Annotated in this window: 15 protein-coding genes; 8 read left to right on the forward strand and 7 right to left on the reverse strand. The window is 63.8% G+C overall.

Going from position 1 to position 15,458, the window contains the following annotated elements:
• Positions 1–228: 228 nt before the first annotated feature.
• From CMV30_RS09570 to CMV30_RS09585, 5 genes are all read right to left on the reverse strand, one after another.
• The gene (locus CMV30_RS09570; protein WP_096055815.1) at positions 229–2,223 is read right to left on the reverse strand and encodes a zinc-dependent metalloprotease family protein; all 1,995 of its coding nucleotides are present in this window, start codon (positions 2,221–2,223) and stop codon (positions 229–231) included.
• Positions 2,224–2,464: 241 nt separating this feature from the next.
• Positions 2,465–3,739 (reverse strand): molybdopterin molybdotransferase MoeA, encoded by a 1,275-nt coding sequence (locus tag CMV30_RS09575; RefSeq protein ID WP_096055816.1) that lies wholly within the window; start codon positions 3,737–3,739, stop codon positions 2,465–2,467.
• Between the two features lie 220 nt (positions 3,740–3,959).
• Complete coding sequence (locus tag CMV30_RS19395; RefSeq protein WP_138223217.1) at positions 3,960–4,271, reverse strand: hypothetical protein; 312 nt, start codon at positions 4,269–4,271, stop codon at positions 3,960–3,962.
• Positions 4,272–4,319: 48 nt separating this feature from the next.
• Positions 4,320–5,849, reverse strand: coding sequence for a glycine--tRNA ligase (locus CMV30_RS09580; protein WP_096055817.1), 1,530 nt, complete (start codon positions 5,847–5,849; stop codon positions 4,320–4,322).
• A 323-nt stretch (positions 5,850–6,172) separates the two neighbouring features.
• Positions 6,173–6,583, reverse strand: a complete 411-nt coding sequence (locus CMV30_RS09585; RefSeq protein ID WP_175414809.1) for an energy transducer TonB — start codon at positions 6,581–6,583, stop codon at positions 6,173–6,175.
• 225 nt (positions 6,584–6,808) lie between these two features.
• Here CMV30_RS09585 and CMV30_RS09590 point away from each other — a divergent pair, with 225 nt between their 5' ends.
• The 7 genes from CMV30_RS09590 to CMV30_RS09620 all read left to right on the forward strand — a co-directional run bounded on the left by CMV30_RS09590 (position 6,809) and on the right by CMV30_RS09620 (position 12,932).
• Positions 6,809–7,201: an RNA-binding S4 domain-containing protein gene (locus tag CMV30_RS09590; protein WP_096057704.1), complete on the forward strand. Its 393-nt coding sequence runs from the start codon at positions 6,809–6,811 to the stop codon at positions 7,199–7,201.
• A gap of 267 nt (positions 7,202–7,468) precedes the next feature.
• Positions 7,469–7,870, forward strand: a complete 402-nt coding sequence (locus tag CMV30_RS09595) for an RNA recognition motif domain-containing protein (RefSeq protein ID WP_096055819.1) — start codon at positions 7,469–7,471, stop codon at positions 7,868–7,870.
• Positions 7,871–8,138: 268 nt separating this feature from the next.
• Positions 8,139–8,696, forward strand: coding sequence for an adenine phosphoribosyltransferase (locus CMV30_RS09600; protein ID WP_096055820.1), 558 nt, complete (start codon positions 8,139–8,141; stop codon positions 8,694–8,696).
• Between the two features lie 4 nt (positions 8,697–8,700).
• The gene (locus CMV30_RS09605; RefSeq protein ID WP_096055821.1) at positions 8,701–9,687 is read left to right on the forward strand and encodes a D-2-hydroxyacid dehydrogenase; all 987 of its coding nucleotides are present in this window, start codon (positions 8,701–8,703) and stop codon (positions 9,685–9,687) included.
• A gap of 6 nt (positions 9,688–9,693) precedes the next feature.
• Positions 9,694–10,812: a sensor histidine kinase gene (locus CMV30_RS09610; protein WP_096055822.1), complete on the forward strand. Its 1,119-nt coding sequence runs from the start codon at positions 9,694–9,696 to the stop codon at positions 10,810–10,812.
• The gene (locus CMV30_RS09615; protein ID WP_096055823.1) at positions 10,809–11,561 is read left to right on the forward strand and encodes a LytR/AlgR family response regulator transcription factor; all 753 of its coding nucleotides are present in this window, start codon (positions 10,809–10,811) and stop codon (positions 11,559–11,561) included. Before CMV30_RS09610 ends, CMV30_RS09615 begins: the two co-directional genes overlap by 4 nt.
• A gap of 102 nt (positions 11,562–11,663) precedes the next feature.
• A complete protein-coding gene (locus tag CMV30_RS09620; RefSeq protein WP_096057705.1) occupies positions 11,664–12,932 on the forward strand; it encodes an MFS transporter in 1,269 nt (422 codons plus the stop codon).
• Positions 12,933–12,977: 45 nt separating this feature from the next.
• Here CMV30_RS09620 and CMV30_RS09625 read toward each other — a convergent pair whose 3' ends face one another.
• Together CMV30_RS09625 and CMV30_RS09630 are read right to left on the reverse strand one after the other, a co-directional pair.
• The gene (locus CMV30_RS09625; RefSeq protein ID WP_096055824.1) at positions 12,978–13,286 is read right to left on the reverse strand and encodes a YhbY family RNA-binding protein; all 309 of its coding nucleotides are present in this window, start codon (positions 13,284–13,286) and stop codon (positions 12,978–12,980) included.
• An 80-nt stretch (positions 13,287–13,366) separates the two neighbouring features.
• Positions 13,367–14,059 carry a pseudouridine synthase gene (locus CMV30_RS09630; RefSeq protein ID WP_096055825.1) on the reverse strand — a complete coding sequence of 231 codons (693 nt, stop codon included), beginning with the start codon at positions 14,057–14,059 and terminating at the stop codon, positions 13,367–13,369.
• A gap of 242 nt (positions 14,060–14,301) precedes the next feature.
• On the opposite strand from CMV30_RS09630, the gene CMV30_RS20730 reads away from it, so the two are divergent.
• Positions 14,302–15,450 (forward strand): alpha/beta hydrolase, encoded by a 1,149-nt coding sequence (locus CMV30_RS20730; protein ID WP_096055826.1) that lies wholly within the window; start codon positions 14,302–14,304, stop codon positions 15,448–15,450.
• The last annotated feature ends 8 nt before the right edge of the window (positions 15,451–15,458 follow it).

Raw genomic sequence — 15,458 nt, forward strand, 5'->3', positions numbered from 1 at the left:
AGGGTGTAGTTGTTTTCTAGTTGGTTATGGCCGGGAGGCCGTGGGTGGTCGTTAGCTCCCGGGATGCCAGAAACCCGGTGAATGCCTAAGTGCGTGGGCATGAAGGTGGCACGGAACAGGGGGGGGGTGCTGGCCGTGGGATTTTGCAGTGCGTAGGGCGGCGCGCGGGTGCCAAATGCACGGATATACGCGCCGGGGTTGCAGACCGAAGGAGGGGCGCGCGTGATTTTACGGCGTGGTGACTTGCAGGCGCAGGAAGCGACGGGGCGCGGTGGCGGCGGTGTTGCGGACGGTGACGCGTTCGAGGGTGGCGGTGAGCGGCGTGACGCTGAGCTGCTCGATGCTGGAAGGCGTTGACCAGACGAGGAGGTCGTCGCTGGCCTGGACGGTGTAGGTGAGATCGGCGGTGTCAGTGCGGCGGTCGTAGGTGAGTGTCAGATACGAACCGGAGAGGCCGGCGGTGGCGGTAGACGGGGCGTCGGGCTGGCGGGGGTGGCGGGCGGTCGCGTACTCGAGGAGGTTGTTGAGGCCGTCGCCGTCGGGGTCGGCGGCGGGGCCGGAGATGGCGGTATCGAGTTGTTCGCCGGAGGTGAAGTATTGGGTGAGGAAAGTGGCGTAGGTGACGGAGGCGGGGGCGGGGATGGTGCCGGCGAGGGTGAACTGGCCGCGGGTGCCGTAGATCGTGTATCCGGTGGGTGGAGTGGCGAGCGGAGTACCGGCGGCGGAGGGGGTGATGCGGAGGTAATAGGTGCCGGGGGTGATGGTGGTGGCGAGGCTGGCGCGGGGGGAGGTGGCGGGGTTGTTGAGCGCGAGGACGGTGCCGGTGGAGGACAGGAGCTCTAGCTGGATGTCGAGGTTGCCGGTGTGACTGGTGGCGGTGTCGATGTAGGGGAGGGCGGTGAGGGAGAAGGCTCCGGAGCCGGTGGAGGTGAAGCTGAAGACGTCGGTATCGCCCTGGGTCTCGATCAGGCCGGTGGCGGAAAGGCTGGTGCCTGAGATAGTGGCGGCGCGGGCGTCGGCGGTGGTATTGCCGGTGTCGTCGGTGCGGTAGCTGAGGTAACCGTTGAGAATGGCAAAGTCGTCCTCCGTGTTGGTGGCGCCGGTGTATTCGCCTTTCGACCACTGGGTGACGGCCATGCCGAAGGGGCTGCCCATGATGGGGCCCCAGGAGATTTCGCCGGCGCCGTGGCCGTCGTAGTAGCCGGAGGAGTCGCCGGCTACACCGTCGTGAGAGAGGCCGAAGTTGTGGCCGACCTCGTGGGAGACGGCCTCGGCGGTGTAGGCGCCGCTGCCGGAGCCGAGGTTGTTGGCGTAGATGAAGGCGGGTGAGTAGGAGCCGACGTAGTCGGCCCGGGAGAAAACATTGAGGTAGGCAACGCCGCCGCCGGTGGAGGAGGGGAGGGCGATGCCGTTGCGGTCGGTGTTGCGGGTGATGAGGGCGCGGGCGGTGTGGCGGGTGAAGAGAGCGGGCTGCTCGGTGGTGACATCGACTTCGAAGGGGGCGTAATCCTCGGCGACGCGGGCCCAGATGCGTTGAATGCGGGTCTGCTCGTCATCGGAGAAGGTGGTGATGTCTCCATCGATGTCATACGGCAGGCAGTCGTAGGAAGGGGAGGAGTCGGTGCCGGTGTTCCACTGGGTGCCGGTGACGATGTGGCCGTTGAAATCGAGGTAGATGACGCGGGTGGCGCCGGGGCGGCTGTGGTAAACGGGGACGGAGGCGATGGGGACGGCAGCGGCGGTGGTGACGGGGGGTGTGGAGGCGTTGTCGAGGGATTCGAGGGCGGCGGCGGAGGGGGCGGGGCAGCTGGCGAAGATGAAGCCGGTGGAGTCGGCGCGGAAGGACTGGGCGTCGAGGACGTTGAAGGTGAGGGCGCTGAGGCGGGCGAGGGCGACGGTGAGCGTTGCTGGCGGGAGGCGGTCGAGGGATTCGCGCAGAGGCGTACCGACGGGGATGTCGTGAAGGCGGACGGGTTGACCGCCGCCGAGGAGGCCGGGTGGGCGGACGGAGGAGCGAGGAGCTGAGGGGGCCGAGGAAGGCCGGGGCGTGAAGGCGGATTGAGAGGGTGAAGCGGGAGTGGTGGGTGCGGGAGCCGGGGTGTGCGTGGACGTGAGGATTGGGCGGGGCGCGGTATCCTGCTTTTGGGCACTGGGGTGCCAGGCGATGAGGGCCAGCGCGAGGAGCGTGGCGATGAGAACGGAGGCGGTCAGGAATTTGCGCATGGTGACGGTGATGAGGCAGCGGTTCCGGCCGATGCTGGATCGGAGGGATCGAGCGGCGGAATGCGGAGCGACGGATTACGACCCCGAGGATTGGGGAAAGTGCTCAGCGGACAATCGCGATAACGGCGGGCTGCGGGGTTATACGATTTCTATACGCACTGCACTGTGCGGTGTCGGCGTGGAGGCCGGAGAGAGTGCGTGCTGGGCGGGCCGGAGTTTCGCCGGGCTGGGGGAATCGGACTCAGGACCAGCGGTGGACGCGGGCGGTATGGCCGGCAGGGAGAGAGAGGGGGCCGCAGGGGAGTTCGAGGAAGCCGTCGGTGCCGAGGAGGCCGGCGAAGTCGCCGGAGGTGTTGGTCGGCGAGATGTGGGCGAGGAGGCGGGCGTCGGGAGTGGATTCGAGGCGGACGGGGACGAGAGGGGCGAGGGCGGGCTTGAAGGTGAAGGGCGCGGCGAGTGCGGCGTATTCGGGTCGTGGGCACGCGTCGGCGCTCATGGAGGAGAGTGCGGGAATGACGTAGCGGTGGAAGCAGGTGAGTGTGGAGACGGGATTGCCCGGGAGGGCAAAGACGGGGACGCGGCGGGAGGTGAGGCCGAACCAGAACGGTTTGCCGGGGCGCTGGGCGACGCCGTGGAATTTTTTTTCGACGCCGAGTTCGGCGAGGACGGTGGGGAGGAAATCGTATTTTCCTTTGGAGACGCCGCCGGTGAGGAGGAGGACGTCGAACTCGGAGAGGAAGCGTTTGAGCTGCGTCTCGAGTTCGTACTTCAGGTCGCGGAGGTGGAAGCGCTCGACGCGCCCATAGCCAGAGGAGAGCAGGGCGGCGCGGAGGGCGTGGTCGTTGGAGCGGCGGATCTGGTGCGGGGCGGGCGACGGGTTTTCGACTTCGACGAGTTCGTCGCCGGTGGCGATGACAGCGATGCGCGGGAGGAGGGAAACGCGGAGGGTGGCGGAGCCGCAGGAGGCGGCGACGGCGATTTCGCGGGAGGTTAGGCGGGTGCCTGAGGGGATGAGTTCGGTGGCAGTGGAGGCGTCGGAGCCGCGGTGGTGGATGCTTTGGCCAGGGGTGAGTGCGGTGGCGATGGAGTCGGAGAGGGTGACGGAGGCGGAAGTGGGGAGTTGAGAGTTGAGAGTTGAGGGTTGAGAGGCGGAGGCGGAGGAGTTGGCGGAGCGGTCGGTGTCTTCGTAGGGGACGACGCAGTCGCAGCCGTTGGGGAGGACGGCACCGGTGGCGATTTCGATGCAGGTTTCGTCGGATTCGAGGGCCAGTGGGATCGTGCCGGCGGGTTGGAAACCTTGGATGCGGAAGGCGCGGCGGCCGGCGGCGACGGCGCTGTGGCGGAGGGCAAAGCCGTCCATCGTGACGCGGTCGAAGGGAGGGAAATCGCGGTCGGCGCGGATCGGTGCGCGGAGGATGCGGCCGTGGGCGGAAGCGAGCGGGCAGTCTTCCACGGGGAGCGTGGGGACGCTGGCGAGGATGAGGCGCTCGGCTTCGGCGGGGGTGATCAGCGGCATGGTGGCGGCGTCGTAATGCGATAGGTGGTATGCGGGGCGCAGGTGCGATAGGAGCTGAAAGCGGGCGCGGGGTTAGGTGAAGCGCGAAGACGCAACGACGCAAAGGTCGGAGCGAAGGCGGAAGTGGCGGATGTTTTCACCGCGGAGGCGCGGAGGACGCGGAGGTGCCGGAATAGGATTCAGCTCGTGGAAGTGAGCGGGCTGCCTTTACCGAGAGAGATCAGCGAGGATATGTAGGAAGACGGGATCCGAAGTTACGGTCTACTTCCTTTGGATTTAGCAGGAAGCGGTCGATCACCGCATTCCAATAGTTGGACTCTCCGTGCGCAGGGTTGGCGTCGCGTATGAGTCCAACGGTTTTCAGTGCGACAAACTCGGAAGCAATTTTATCGCGATCCCACTGATGCTTTCTCAGCTCTGGTGGCAGGTGGTCGAGTATACAGAAAATTAAGAAAGCGAGCTGTTCGGCGTCTCTAGCCGAAAGTCCGTTACGGAAGTTCTCACGAACTAGATTTGAAAGCAGTGGCTCCATTTTGAGACGAAGAAAGGCGCGTCTTGGAGAACGCGCCTTTGGCTTTCCTTAATACACCTGCTCTTCGAGGAGGGCGAAGAGGTCGGACTCGGTGATGCGTTTTTGGGTCATCGAGTCGCGTTCGCGGAGGGTGAAGGTGTCGCCGGGTTTTTCGATGGTGTCGAAGTCGATGGTCACGCACCACGGGGTGCCGATTTCGTCCTGGCGGCGGTAGCGTTTTCCGATCGCGCCGGACTCGTCGTAGAAGACGGCGTAGCGGCGCTGGAGTTTTTTGTAGAGGGCCTGCGCGCGTTGGGTGAGTGCTTCCTTGTTCTTGAGGAGCGGAAGGACGGCGACTTTGACCGGAGCGATGCGCGGGCTGAGGCGGAGGACGACGCGTTTCTCGGTGTTACCTTTTTCATCGGTGACGTCTTCTTCGGCGTATCCGGCGCACAAGGTCGCGAGGAAGATGCGGTCGGTGCCGACGGCGGGCTCGATGACGTGCGGGACGAATTTTTTCTTGGTGGCTTCGTCGAAGATTTCCTGCGGCTTGCCGGAGGCGTTGGCGTGTTGGGTGAGGTCGTAGTTGCCGCGGGCGGCGATGCCCCAGAGTTCCTGCACGCCGAAGGGGTATTTGAACATGATGTCCACGGTGCCGCGGGAGTAGAACGAGAGTTTCTCTTTCGGATGCGTGTAGAGGGAGAGGTGCGACTCGGGAAGGCCGATGGAGAGGAGCCAGGAGCGGCACCACTCGATCCATTCGTCGTGGGATTTTTTCCAGTCGGCGTCTTCGTGGATGAAGTATTCCATCTCCATCTGCTCGAATTCGCGGGAGCGGAAGATGAAGTTGCGCGGGGTGATTTCGTTGCGGAAGGACTTGCCGATTTGGGCGATGCCGAAGGGGAGTTTCACGCGGCCGGTGTCCACGACGTTCTTGAAGTCGACGAACATGCCTTGGGCGGTCTCGGGGCGGAGGTAGGCGACGGACGAGCCGTCGGTCATGGCGCCGACGTTCGTCTGGAACATCATGTTGAAGGCGCGTGGGGCGGTGAGGCTGCCGGGCTCGCCGGTGGCGGGCGACGGGATGAGGGCGTGTTCGTCTTCGCGGGCTTCGGTGAAGTCTTTGGGCGTGACGGGAGCGAGCGTGCCTTGGAGGGCTTTCTTGCGCTTAAAGGATTCGGCGGCGGCCTGGAGCTCCTCGGTGGTGCGCTCGCTTTCGAGGGCGGAAACGTAGCCGACAGTTTTGCCGTCGATCACGACGGGCGAGAAGAAGAGCTGGTCGGCGCGGAAGCGTTGCTTGGAGGTTTTGCAGTCGACGAGCGGGTCGCTGAAGCCGGCGACGTGGCCGGAGGCCTCCCAGACTTTCGGGTGCATGATGATCGACGATTCGAGGCCGACGACGTCGTCGCGGCGGCGGACCATGTCGTTCCACCAGCAGTCGCGGATGTTCTTTTTGAGCTCCACGCCGAGGGGGCCGTAGTCGAAGAAGCCGTTGAAGCCGCCGTAGATTTCGGAGGATTGGAAAATGAAGCCGCGGCGTTTGCAGAGCGCGACGATGGTTTCCATGGAGACTTCGGCGGAGGGCGCGGGCGTGGACATAAGGCGGCAGAATTAGGCGGAGGGCACGGGGTGGGTCAATGATGAGGTTGGCTTGCCGGGAGCGAGAAGGAGGCGGGAGGAAATGCGGGGAAGATGCGGCGATGGAGGAGCGGAGGTGGGGGCGGAATTTTGGACAGGATTAAGAGGATTAACAGGATTGGGGGTAGGCGGGCGGAGGTGTTGTCATCCATTAGATGACGAGTTCGGTGAGGGGTGGTCGGCGATGTGCGGGGACATGAAGAAGCCGCGTCCTTGACGGGGCGCGGCTTGGGGAGGAGTGGCGTGATGGGAGAAGTGTGTGCGGAGCGTGAGGGCGGGCGCGGTTACTTCTTTTCTTTTTCCTTTTTCGCGGGCTTGGGCTCGGGGAAGAGGGCGGTGATTTCCATGCGGGTGTTGACCGGTTTGCCGGCTTTCTGGCCGGGCTCGAATTTGGCTGCTTCGTAGGCGGCGTAAACGGGATCGACCATGTCGGGGTCGTTGAATTTGACGATGTTGATGTCGGTGACGGTGCCTTCGGCGGTGACGATGAAGCGGAGGGTGATCTCGGCGGGGGTGTCGCGTTTTTTGAGCGAGGACGGGTAGTCGGGCTTGATGCGTTTTTTCGGCGCGGGGGCTTTATCGACGACGGTGAGGTCGTAGACGGTCTCGGCGGGGGTTTGCGCGGGGAGCGGGAGGGGGCTGGTGGCAAAGGCCAGTGCAAGCGCGGGGAGAATCCAGAGGCGGAAAGTTTTCATGGCGGCAAAACGGTGAACGGCTTGGTGGATCTGGCGGCTTTGCGTGAAAGAGGGCGAGGGGGCTCCTAGCTTGGCTGCCTGACGTCCGGGCGAACGGGCAAGATGCGGGCGCATCACTGTTATCGGCGAGAAAATTTAATTGTTAACAGGCCGGGGTGATTTGAGTGGACGGAGGAGGGATTCGCCGCTCGCACGCGAGGGAAAATGCCTCAGAGAGTGGTGATCATGATACTGGACGAAAGGACTTCGGGCTGCCGCATCGATAAGTGGTTGTGGTGTGTGCGGATTTTCAAGACGCGGGGGCTGGCGACGGAGGCGTGTCGGGCAGGGGAGGTTGAGGTAGGTGGGCAGGTGGCCAAGGCGGCGAGGGAAGTGCGTGTGAGCGAGGTGGTGGGTGTGAGGCAGGGGGTGATGGTGCGGACGTTGGGGGTGCGCGGGTTGCCGGTGGCGCGGATCGGGGCGAAGCGGGTGGGGGAGTTTTGCGAGGATCTGACGCCGCCGGAAGAGTTTGCGAAGCTCCGGGAGCAGCGGGTGCAGCAGGTGTTGGCGCGCGATAAGGGAACGGGGCGGCCGACGAAACGGGATCGGCGGGCGATGGATGAGTTCTTCGGGGGCTAAGGATTGCCAGAGGGGCAACGGTGACGCCCCAATCGCGGTGGAAACCGGGGGTTTAGGTGAATGGGGGCGCTGGCGCGCTCGCATGCGTGTGGCTAGAAAGCCCTTGCTTTTAGCAGGCATAAGAGTCTTTGTCGCCGTCCTCGTTAGAGAAAGCGTTAGATGACAGGAACTGGTGAGTCGTCAGGAGCCACAAGGTTCAAGTGATGATTTCGAAACCCGATGGTCGGGAACGGACTGGCAGCGGACGGTGGATCTACGAAATCAAACATGGGTAACTCCAAACTCTACGTCGGTAACATGTCGTTCAAGACCTCTGAAGAAGAGCTCCGCTCGGCATTCAGCCAGTTCGGTACCGTCGCTGATGTGTACGTCGCCATGGACAAGATGACCGGCCGCCCACGCGGTTTTGCGTTCGTCACCATGGGTTCTGAAGAAGAAGCCAAGATCGCAGCTGAAAAGCTCAACGGCATCGACCTCGGTGGTCGCACGCTGACGGTTAACGAAGCTCGTCCCAAGGAGGAAGGCGCTGGCCGTTCCTTCGGTGGTGGCGGCGGCGGTGGCCGTGGCTTCGGTGGTGGCGGCGGTGGCCGCGGCTTCGGCGGTGGCGGCGGTCGCGGTGGCGATCGCGGTGATCGCGGTGGCTTCGGTGGCGGTCGTGACCGTCGCTAAGCTCACAGCTCAGCCGACAAACTGTCAGTTTCGCCTCTAAACGAACTGAATTTCCAGGGACGAAGCCTTTGCGGGCTTCGTCCTTTTTTGTGCGCGTGCGGGACGGCGTGGGGACGTGATGACTGAAGCCTTTTTAGAAAAGTGGTGACTGCCCGGATGGAGCGCCGGACATCGTGCCGACCGTGGACGAACACGGAGGTCGTCCCTCCAAAATACGCAGGCGCTGGGGCGGGCGGAAAAATAGGTTGGCGGAGCGGCGGGTGATGGAATGTCTTCGGCTCCTGTGTCTGTTTCCGCTCTTCTCAAATCCCGCATCCGCACTGTGCGCGACTGGCCGAAGCCAGGCGTGAATTTTCGCGATGCGACCACTCTCTTCCACGATCCTGAGGCTTTCCGTGCGACGATCGACGCGTTTGCCGAGGACTGCGCGAAGCAGGAGATCGACATCATCGCGGCGGTGGATGCGCGGGGGTTCATTCTCGGCGGTGCGCTCGCGTACAAGCTGGGCAAGCCGTTCGCGCTGGTGCGCAAAAAAGGGAAGCTGCCTTACAAGACCGTCTCGGAAGATTATCACCTCGAGTACGGGACGGCGGCGGTGGAGATCCACGCGGATGCGTGCAAGGCGGGTGATCGTGTTTTGATTGTCGATGATCTGATAGCGACGGGGGGAACGCTGCTGGCGGCGACGAAGCTGTTCCGGGTTTTGCACGGCGAGGTGATTGGCGTGGCGGCGGTGATCGATCTGCCGGAGCTGGGTGGATCGAAGAGGCTACGCGACGTCGGGCTGAAGGTTCACGCGTTGTGCGAGTATTCGGAGACGGAGTGATTTTATGGCCGGAAAATCGCTGACGATTTGGTGCAACGCGCAGTTTTCGGCGGATGCGGAGCGTATCCTGAAAGAGGGCACGCGGAAGCACCGGTTGGTGCGTGCCGCGGGTGCGGCGTCGGTGCTGACGGCGGGCGGCGAGGACTCGGCGCTGGAATCGGCTGACATCGCGTTCGGGCAGCCGGATGCGGGGCAGTGCGTGCGGAGCGAGAATTTGAAATGGATCGAGGTGACGAGTGCGGGGTACACGCGCTACGACAACGAGCCGTTTCGCGAGGAGTTGCGGCGGCGCGGGGCGGTTTTCACGAATGCGTCGTCGGTGTTTTCTGAGCCGTGCGCGCAGCATGCGCTGGCGATGATGCTGGCGCTGGGGCGGCGATTGCCCGGGGCGCTCGATGAGCAGCGCGGCGAGCGGCGGTGGCTTTTTTCGGAGCTGCGGAGCGAATCGCGGCTCATGGCTGGCGAGACGGTGTTGATGCTGGGATTCGGGGCGATCGGGCGGCGGCTGGCGGAGTTGCTGGCGCCTTTTCGGATGAAGATTTTTGCGGTGCGGCGGAAGGCTTACAGTGAAGCCGGCGTGCATGTCATCTCGGAGGAGCGGGTGAGCTCGGTGATCGCGGAGGCGGATCATGTGATCAACATCCTGCCGGACAATGAGAGCACGCGGAACTATGTGAACGCGCGGCGGCTGAGCTGGTGCAAGCGCGGGGCGAAATTTTATAACATCGGTCGCGGGACGACGGTGGACCAGGGGGCGCTGATCGAGGCGCTGGAGTCGGGAAAACTCGGCGCGGCGTATCTGGATGTGATGGAGCCGGAGCCGTTGCCGCCGTCGCATCCGCTGTGGACGACGAGGAATTGTCACATCACGCCGCATACGGCGGGCGGGCGGAGCGATCAGGATGAGACGCTGGTGAGGCATTTTCTGAAGAACCTGGCAGCGTTTGAAACTGGGGCGGGCGCGGGGGAGTTTGCGGACCGGGTGATCTGAGGGCGCATGAGCACGACGGCCTCGGCGAATGGGTTGTTGGGTGGTTTTGAGGAGAGCGCGGGCAAGCGCGCGACGTGGAGCGAGCGGTGGATCGGGGGGCGTGTTTACTGGCTGTGTCAGCTGGCTGGCTGGGGAACGTTGGTGGCGACGTGGACGGTGATCAGTTTTGATTTTGGGGTGGTCCACGTGAAGGCGATGATCATCCGGCATCTCGGTTTCGGGCTGGCGGGGGTGATGGCGTCGCACTTGTTGCGCATCGGGATATGGATCGTGCGCGAGCGGTTTCATACGTGGTGGAGCCGGGGGCTGGGCGTGGCGGTGGCTCTGGCGGGGGCGTCGGCGGCGATGCTGGGGATGGGCGCGGTGGTGGCGTGGCTGGTGCCGCCGTTTAATAATCCGGGGACGTACCTGATGCGGTTCATCCAGGTGGCGACGTTTCTGATGCCGTGGGTGGGATTTTATTTTGCGCTGACGAATCTGCGGAACGCGCAGCGGGAGCAATTTGCGCGGGTGCGGCTGGACGCGGCGCTCAAGGAGGCGGAAGTGCGGGCGCTGAAGGCGCAGCTGAATCCGCATTTTTTATTTAACTGCCTGAACTCGTTACGGGCGCTGGTGCCGATCGAGCAAACGCGGCCGCGGGAGGCGATCACGTTGCTGGCGGATCTGCTGCGCGCGGCGCTGACGGTGAACGAGCGGGTCGCGATAACGCTGCGTGAAGAGATGGAGACAGTGGGGACTTATCTCGCACTGGAGAGGATACGCTTCGAGGACCGGCTGCGGGTGACGTGTGAAATCACGCCGGAGGCGCGCGAGCGGGAGGTGCCGCCGTTTCTCGTGCAGATGCTAGTGGAGAATGCGGTGAAGCATGGCATCGCGGTGCGTGAAGCGGGCGGCGTCGTGGAGATCAGCGCGGAGGTGCGCGGTGAGTTACTGCACGTGCGGGTGAGTAATCCAGGGCGGATAGCGGTGTCCACGGATTCGACGGGACTGGGGCTGACTAATGTGCGGACGCGGCTGCGGCATTTGTTTGGACCGGAGGCGGGGGTGACGCTGACTCAGGCGGGCGATGATCAGGTCGTTGCGAAGGCGGTGATCCCGGGCAGGCTGATGGCTGCGCGCGCATGAAGACTCTTAGAGCATTATTGATCGATGATGAGCGGCTCGCGCGGCAGGAGCTGGCGGCGTTGTTGAAGGTGTTCCCGTGGATCGAGGTTGTCGGCGAGGCGGGGAACGCGACGCAGGCGTTGAAGCTGGTGGAGGAGCTGAAGCCGGAGTTGTTGTTTCTCGATGTCGAGATGCCGGGGCGCGATGGGTTTTCACTGCTGGGAGCGCTGCCGGAGCCGAGGCCGCGGGTGATTTTCACGACGGCGCACGATCAGTTTGCGGTGAAGGCGTTCGAGGTGGAGGCGGTGGATTATCTGCTCAAGCCGGTGCATCCGAAGCGGCTGGCGGCGGCGCTGGCGAAGCTGCGGAACGTGGAGAAGCGTGAGAAAGTCGAAGAGGAGGGAACTGATATGAATGGGAGGGGCGAGGGGGTGCTGGCCGAGGATGACCGCGTGTTGGTGCGCGAAGGGGAGCGTTGCTGGTTTGTGCCCGTGAAATCGATACGGTTGCTGGAGGCGGAAGGGAATCACACGCGGGTTCATTTTCAAAATGAGCGGCCGCTGCTGTACCGGACGCTGACGGCGATGGAGGCGCGGCTGCCGGAGAAGATTTTCTTGCGGGCGAACCGGTCGCAGCTGGTGAACGTGAACTTCATCGAGACGGCGGGTGCGTGGTTTAGCGGGAGCATGAAGGTGGCGCTGCGCGGCGGGCCGGAGGTGGAATTTTCGCGGAGGCAGGCGCAGATTTTTCGTGAGCGGATGAGTTTGTGAGCGGTTGCGTTCGTGGAGCTAAGGCACGCGTCCATCACGCGGATTGACCGTTGGTGGAGTGTTGCCTGCGAGTCATGGCGAGCTGTGCAGAGTGAGGCGCTTATGTCGTCTCCATCTGTCACCCCACCGGCGAAAAGTGGATTTCGCTGGACCATCTGCGGTCTGCTTTTTGCGGCGACCACGATCAACTACATGGACCGCTCGATCATTGGCCTGCTTGCGCCGATGATTCAAAAGGACATCGGCTGGACGGAGATCGACTATGCGAATCTGAACACGGCGTTTCAGGGGGCATACGCGATCGGGCTATTGTTCGCCGGGCGCGTGATCGATATTTTTGGAACGAAGCTGAGCTATGCAGTGGCGATGATTTTCTGGAGCGTGGCGGCGATCGCTCATGCGGCGACGCATACGGTGATGGGATTTGGTGTGGCGCGGTTTTTCCTCGGGCTGGGCGAATCAGGAAATTTTCCGGCGGCCATCAAGGCGGTGACGGAGTGGTTTCCGAAAAAGGAGCGGGCGCTGGCGACGGGGATTTTTAATTCAGGGAGCAATGTGGGTGCGGTGCTGGCTCCGATCGTGATTTTGCCGCTGGCAGCGGCGACGGACTGGCGGTGGACGTTTGTGATTATCGGATCGCTGGGGTTCGTGTGGCTACTGTTGTGGTTTCCGTTTTTCGGACGGCCGCAGAATTCGCGATTCACCAGCGCGGAGGAAAGAGCGTTGATCGCGGAAGGCGCGGGAACCGAGGTGGAGCAGAAGACGAGTTGGGGGCTGTTGCTTCAGCGGCGGCAGACGTGGGCGTTTACGCTGGCGAAGTTCCTTACCGATCCAGTGTGGTGGTTTTATCTTTTATGGCTGCCGAAGTGGCTGACGGCGCGGGGCGTGGATCCGAAGGGCGTGGTGATGCCGCTGGTGTATATCTATGCGATCGCGACGGTCGGCAGTGTGGGTGGCGGCGTAGTCTTTGGGGTTTTCCAGAAACGCGGGCTGACCGTGAATGTGGCGAGGAAGACGACGATGGCGTTGTTTGCGCTGTTCGTGCTGCCGGTGCTGTTCGTGTCGCGCGTGGAGAACTTGTGGGTGGGCGCGACGTTGATGGGGATCGCGCTCGCGGCTCATCAGGGCTGGTCGGCGAATTTGTTCACGACGGTTTCGGATATGTTTCCGAAGCGGGCGGTGGGATCGGTCGTGGGGATTGGCGGAATGGCCGGATCCGTGGGCGGGATGATTTTCTTCCAGATTGCGGGGCGGATTCTGGAGAGCAGTGGCAACTATGCGCTTCTCTTCACGATCTGTGTCGCCGCGTACGGTGCGGGCTTCGTCGCGCTGCAGTTGCTCGCGCCGAAGCTGACGCAGGCGGAGGTATGAGGAAGGCGCGGCTATGTGGTGGGGTACCGCGCAGCCACGAAATTTTTATGGCAGCTCGATCTGGCGGCGGGCGGGGTCGGGGTTGCGGCGGTAGAAGAGGGCGGTGTGGCCGACGGAGCCGACGTTCACGCAGCGGCCTTCGTCGGCGATTTTTTCGATCAATTCGGCGCGGGCGTCGCGCTCGATGCCGACGAAGCGGAGTTTGATGAGCTCGTGGTTGTTGAGCTGTTTCTGGAGTTCGTTGAAGAACTCGGGCGTGAGGCCGGCTTTGCCGATTTTAATGAGGGGATCGAGGGTCTGGCCCTGGCCGCGGAGATAGGTTTTTTGCGCGCCGGTGAGTGGGAAGTCGTACATGAGGGCGGAGAGTAGCGAGTAGCGGGTAGTGAGTAGCGAGTAGGAAAATCAGTGGCGCGGTCGGGGCGGAAGGGGCAGGGTCAGCCGAAGGTGTTGAGGGGGAATTCGCGGTAGTGGCCGGGGGCCAAGTCACCGAGGGTGAGGTGGCCGAAGGCGGCGCGGTGGAGGGTGAGGACTTCGCAGCCCTGGCTGGCGAACATGCGGCGGACTTGGTGGTAGCGGCCTTCGGTGAGAGTCAGCTCGGCTGTGCGTGAATCCAGGATACGGAGCTGGGCGGGGAGGCAGGGATCTTTTTCGCCGGCGAGGAGGAGCGTGCCGCTGGCGAAGAGTTCGGTGAGGCCGGGGGGGAGATCGCGGTCGAGGGTGGCGCGGTAGAGTTTGGGGACTTTGTGCTTGGGCGAGGTGAGGCGGTGGACGAGGGCGCTTTGGTCGGTGAGGAGGAGGAGGCCGCTGGTGTCTTTATCGAGGCGGCCGATGCTGGTGATCTGGGGATTGCGGGCGCGCCAGCGGGGCGGGAGGAGGCTGTAGACGTTGGGGCCTTCGCGTTCGTCGTGGGAGCAGACGAGGCCGAGGGGTTTGTGGAGGAGGAGGAGCAACTCGTCGGGGTGATCGGGGGGCTGGCCGTCGATGAGGACGTCGGCGGGGTGGGCTTTGGCGCCGAAGTCGGTGGCGATTTTTCCTTTTACGGAGACGCGGCCGGATTCGATCCAGTCGCGGGCTTCGCGGCGGGAGCAGTAGCCGAGGTTGGCGAGGAGTTGGTCGAGGCGGCGCATGTGAGGAAGAGTGAAGAGGGAAGGGTGAAGGGTGAAAGGGGAAAGACGGGGGAGAATTCACCGCGGAGGCGCGGAGGGCGCGGAGAGTCGGAGGGGGCAAGAGTTTTTAGACAGGATGAACAGGAGGGACAGGATGGGGGAGGCGGGGGCAGTTTTTGGGCAGACGTGAACTGTCCACGCCTGGGCGAGGGGCGTTTGGATGGGTTGCACCTGAGAGGGGAAGTTGTGCGTAGTGGAAGGGAATGATGCGTTATGTGTTGCTTGGAGTTTCGGTTTTATTGGCGGGGTCGGCTGTGTTGACGGCGGTGAAGGCGCCGACGGTGGGGACGTGGATGCTGGGGATTCTCGTGGGGGAGTTCGGGCATTTTTTGGTGGTGCTGCCGTTGGGGCTCGCGGTGTGGACAGTGGCGCGAGGAGTGGGTGGGAGCGCGTGGGTTTTTGGGGCGACGTTGGTGGCGTGTGCGGTGGCGGGGATTTTTTTGCTGAAGCCGTCGGTGCAGGCTGGGCGGGTGGCGGCTGAGCTGCCGGGGCGGCTGGAGAGGGCGTTTGGGAAAGTGGAGGTGGAGAGGGAGGCGTTTTCGGTGGCGGGGTTTTTTGCGTCGGGTGGAGCGGAGGTGAAGGCGGAGGCGCGGGTGTTTGCGCAGGCGGGGACGGCGGAAGCGTTGACGTTGGATTTTTATCGGGCGCAGGGAGTGGCGAAGGCGCCGTGCGTGATTGTGGTGCATGGCGGCGGGTGGGACAGCGGGGACCGGACGCAGCTGGCGGGGTGGAATGCGTGGCTGGCGGGGCGGGGATTCGCGGTGGCTGCGGTGAGCTACCGGCTGGCACCGGCGCATGTGTGGCCGGCGCAGCGGGACGATGTTCGGACGGCGGTGGCGTATTTGAAAAGCCATGCCGCAGAGTTGGGCGTGGATGCGGAGCGGCTGGTTTTGCTCGGACGGTCGGCGGGCGGGCAGATTGCGGAGGCGGTGGCGTACGATGAGCCGGATGCGGCGGTGCGCGGGGTGATCGCGTTGTACGCGCCAGCGGACATGGAGTTCGCGTGGAAGTTTACCAGCGAGCGCGATGTGCTGGATTCGAAGAAGCTGATCCGCCAGCTGACGGGCGGGACGCCGGAGACGGCGGCGGAGAATTTCGTGAGCGCGTCGCCTTATCTCGCGGCGAAGCGCGGGGCGGTGCCGACGTTGCTGATGCACGGGACGATCGACTCGCTGGTGTGGCGGCGGCAGAGCGAGCGGCTGGCGGAGAAGTTAACGGCGGAGGGTGTGCCGAACGTTTTTGTGGAGCTGCCGTGGGGGACGCACGCGTTCGATTTTAATCGGCGAGGGCCGGGCGGGCAGATCAGCGCGTTTGCGGTGGAGTGGTTTTTGCGGGCAGTGACCAAGCGGTGATTTCACCG

It is taken from the genome of Nibricoccus aquaticus (assembly GCF_002310495.1).
Lineage (GTDB): Bacteria > Verrucomicrobiota > Verrucomicrobiia > Opitutales > Opitutaceae > Nibricoccus > Nibricoccus aquaticus.

Excerpts from the sequence above, each read along its gene's own strand:
- CMV30_RS09580 (WP_096055817.1), bottom strand. The coding sequence starts at position 5,849 with ATGTCCACGCCCGCGCCCTCCGCCGAAGTCTCCATGGAAACCATCGTC.
- CMV30_RS09595 (WP_096055819.1), top strand. The coding sequence starts at position 7,469 with ATGGGTAACTCCAAACTCTACGTCGGTAACATGTCGTTCAAGACCTCT.
- CMV30_RS09610 (WP_096055822.1), top strand. The coding sequence starts at position 9,694 with ATGAGCACGACGGCCTCGGCGAATGGGTTGTTGGGTGGTTTTGAGGAG.
- CMV30_RS09615 (WP_096055823.1), top strand. The coding sequence starts at position 10,809 with ATGAAGACTCTTAGAGCATTATTGATCGATGATGAGCGGCTCGCGCGG.
- CMV30_RS09630 (WP_096055825.1), bottom strand. The coding sequence starts at position 14,059 with ATGCGCCGCCTCGACCAACTCCTCGCCAACCTCGGCTACTGCTCCCGC.
- CMV30_RS09590 (WP_096057704.1), top strand. The coding sequence starts at position 6,809 with ATGATACTGGACGAAAGGACTTCGGGCTGCCGCATCGATAAGTGGTTG.
- CMV30_RS09625 (WP_096055824.1), bottom strand. The coding sequence starts at position 13,286 with ATGTACGACTTCCCACTCACCGGCGCGCAAAAAACCTATCTCCGCGGC.
- CMV30_RS19395 (WP_138223217.1), bottom strand. The coding sequence starts at position 4,271 with ATGGAGCCACTGCTTTCAAATCTAGTTCGTGAGAACTTCCGTAACGGA.
- CMV30_RS09575 (WP_096055816.1), bottom strand. The coding sequence starts at position 3,739 with ATGCCGCTGATCACCCCCGCCGAAGCCGAGCGCCTCATCCTCGCCAGC.
- CMV30_RS09620 (WP_096057705.1), top strand. The coding sequence starts at position 11,664 with ATGTCGTCTCCATCTGTCACCCCACCGGCGAAAAGTGGATTTCGCTGG.
- CMV30_RS09605 (WP_096055821.1), top strand. The coding sequence starts at position 8,701 with ATGGCCGGAAAATCGCTGACGATTTGGTGCAACGCGCAGTTTTCGGCG.
- CMV30_RS20730 (WP_096055826.1), top strand. The coding sequence starts at position 14,302 with ATGATGCGTTATGTGTTGCTTGGAGTTTCGGTTTTATTGGCGGGGTCG.
- CMV30_RS09600 (WP_096055820.1), top strand. The coding sequence starts at position 8,139 with ATGTCTTCGGCTCCTGTGTCTGTTTCCGCTCTTCTCAAATCCCGCATC.
- CMV30_RS09570 (WP_096055815.1), bottom strand. The coding sequence starts at position 2,223 with ATGCGCAAATTCCTGACCGCCTCCGTTCTCATCGCCACGCTCCTCGCG.
- CMV30_RS09585 (WP_175414809.1), bottom strand. The coding sequence starts at position 6,583 with ATGAAAACTTTCCGCCTCTGGATTCTCCCCGCGCTTGCACTGGCCTTT.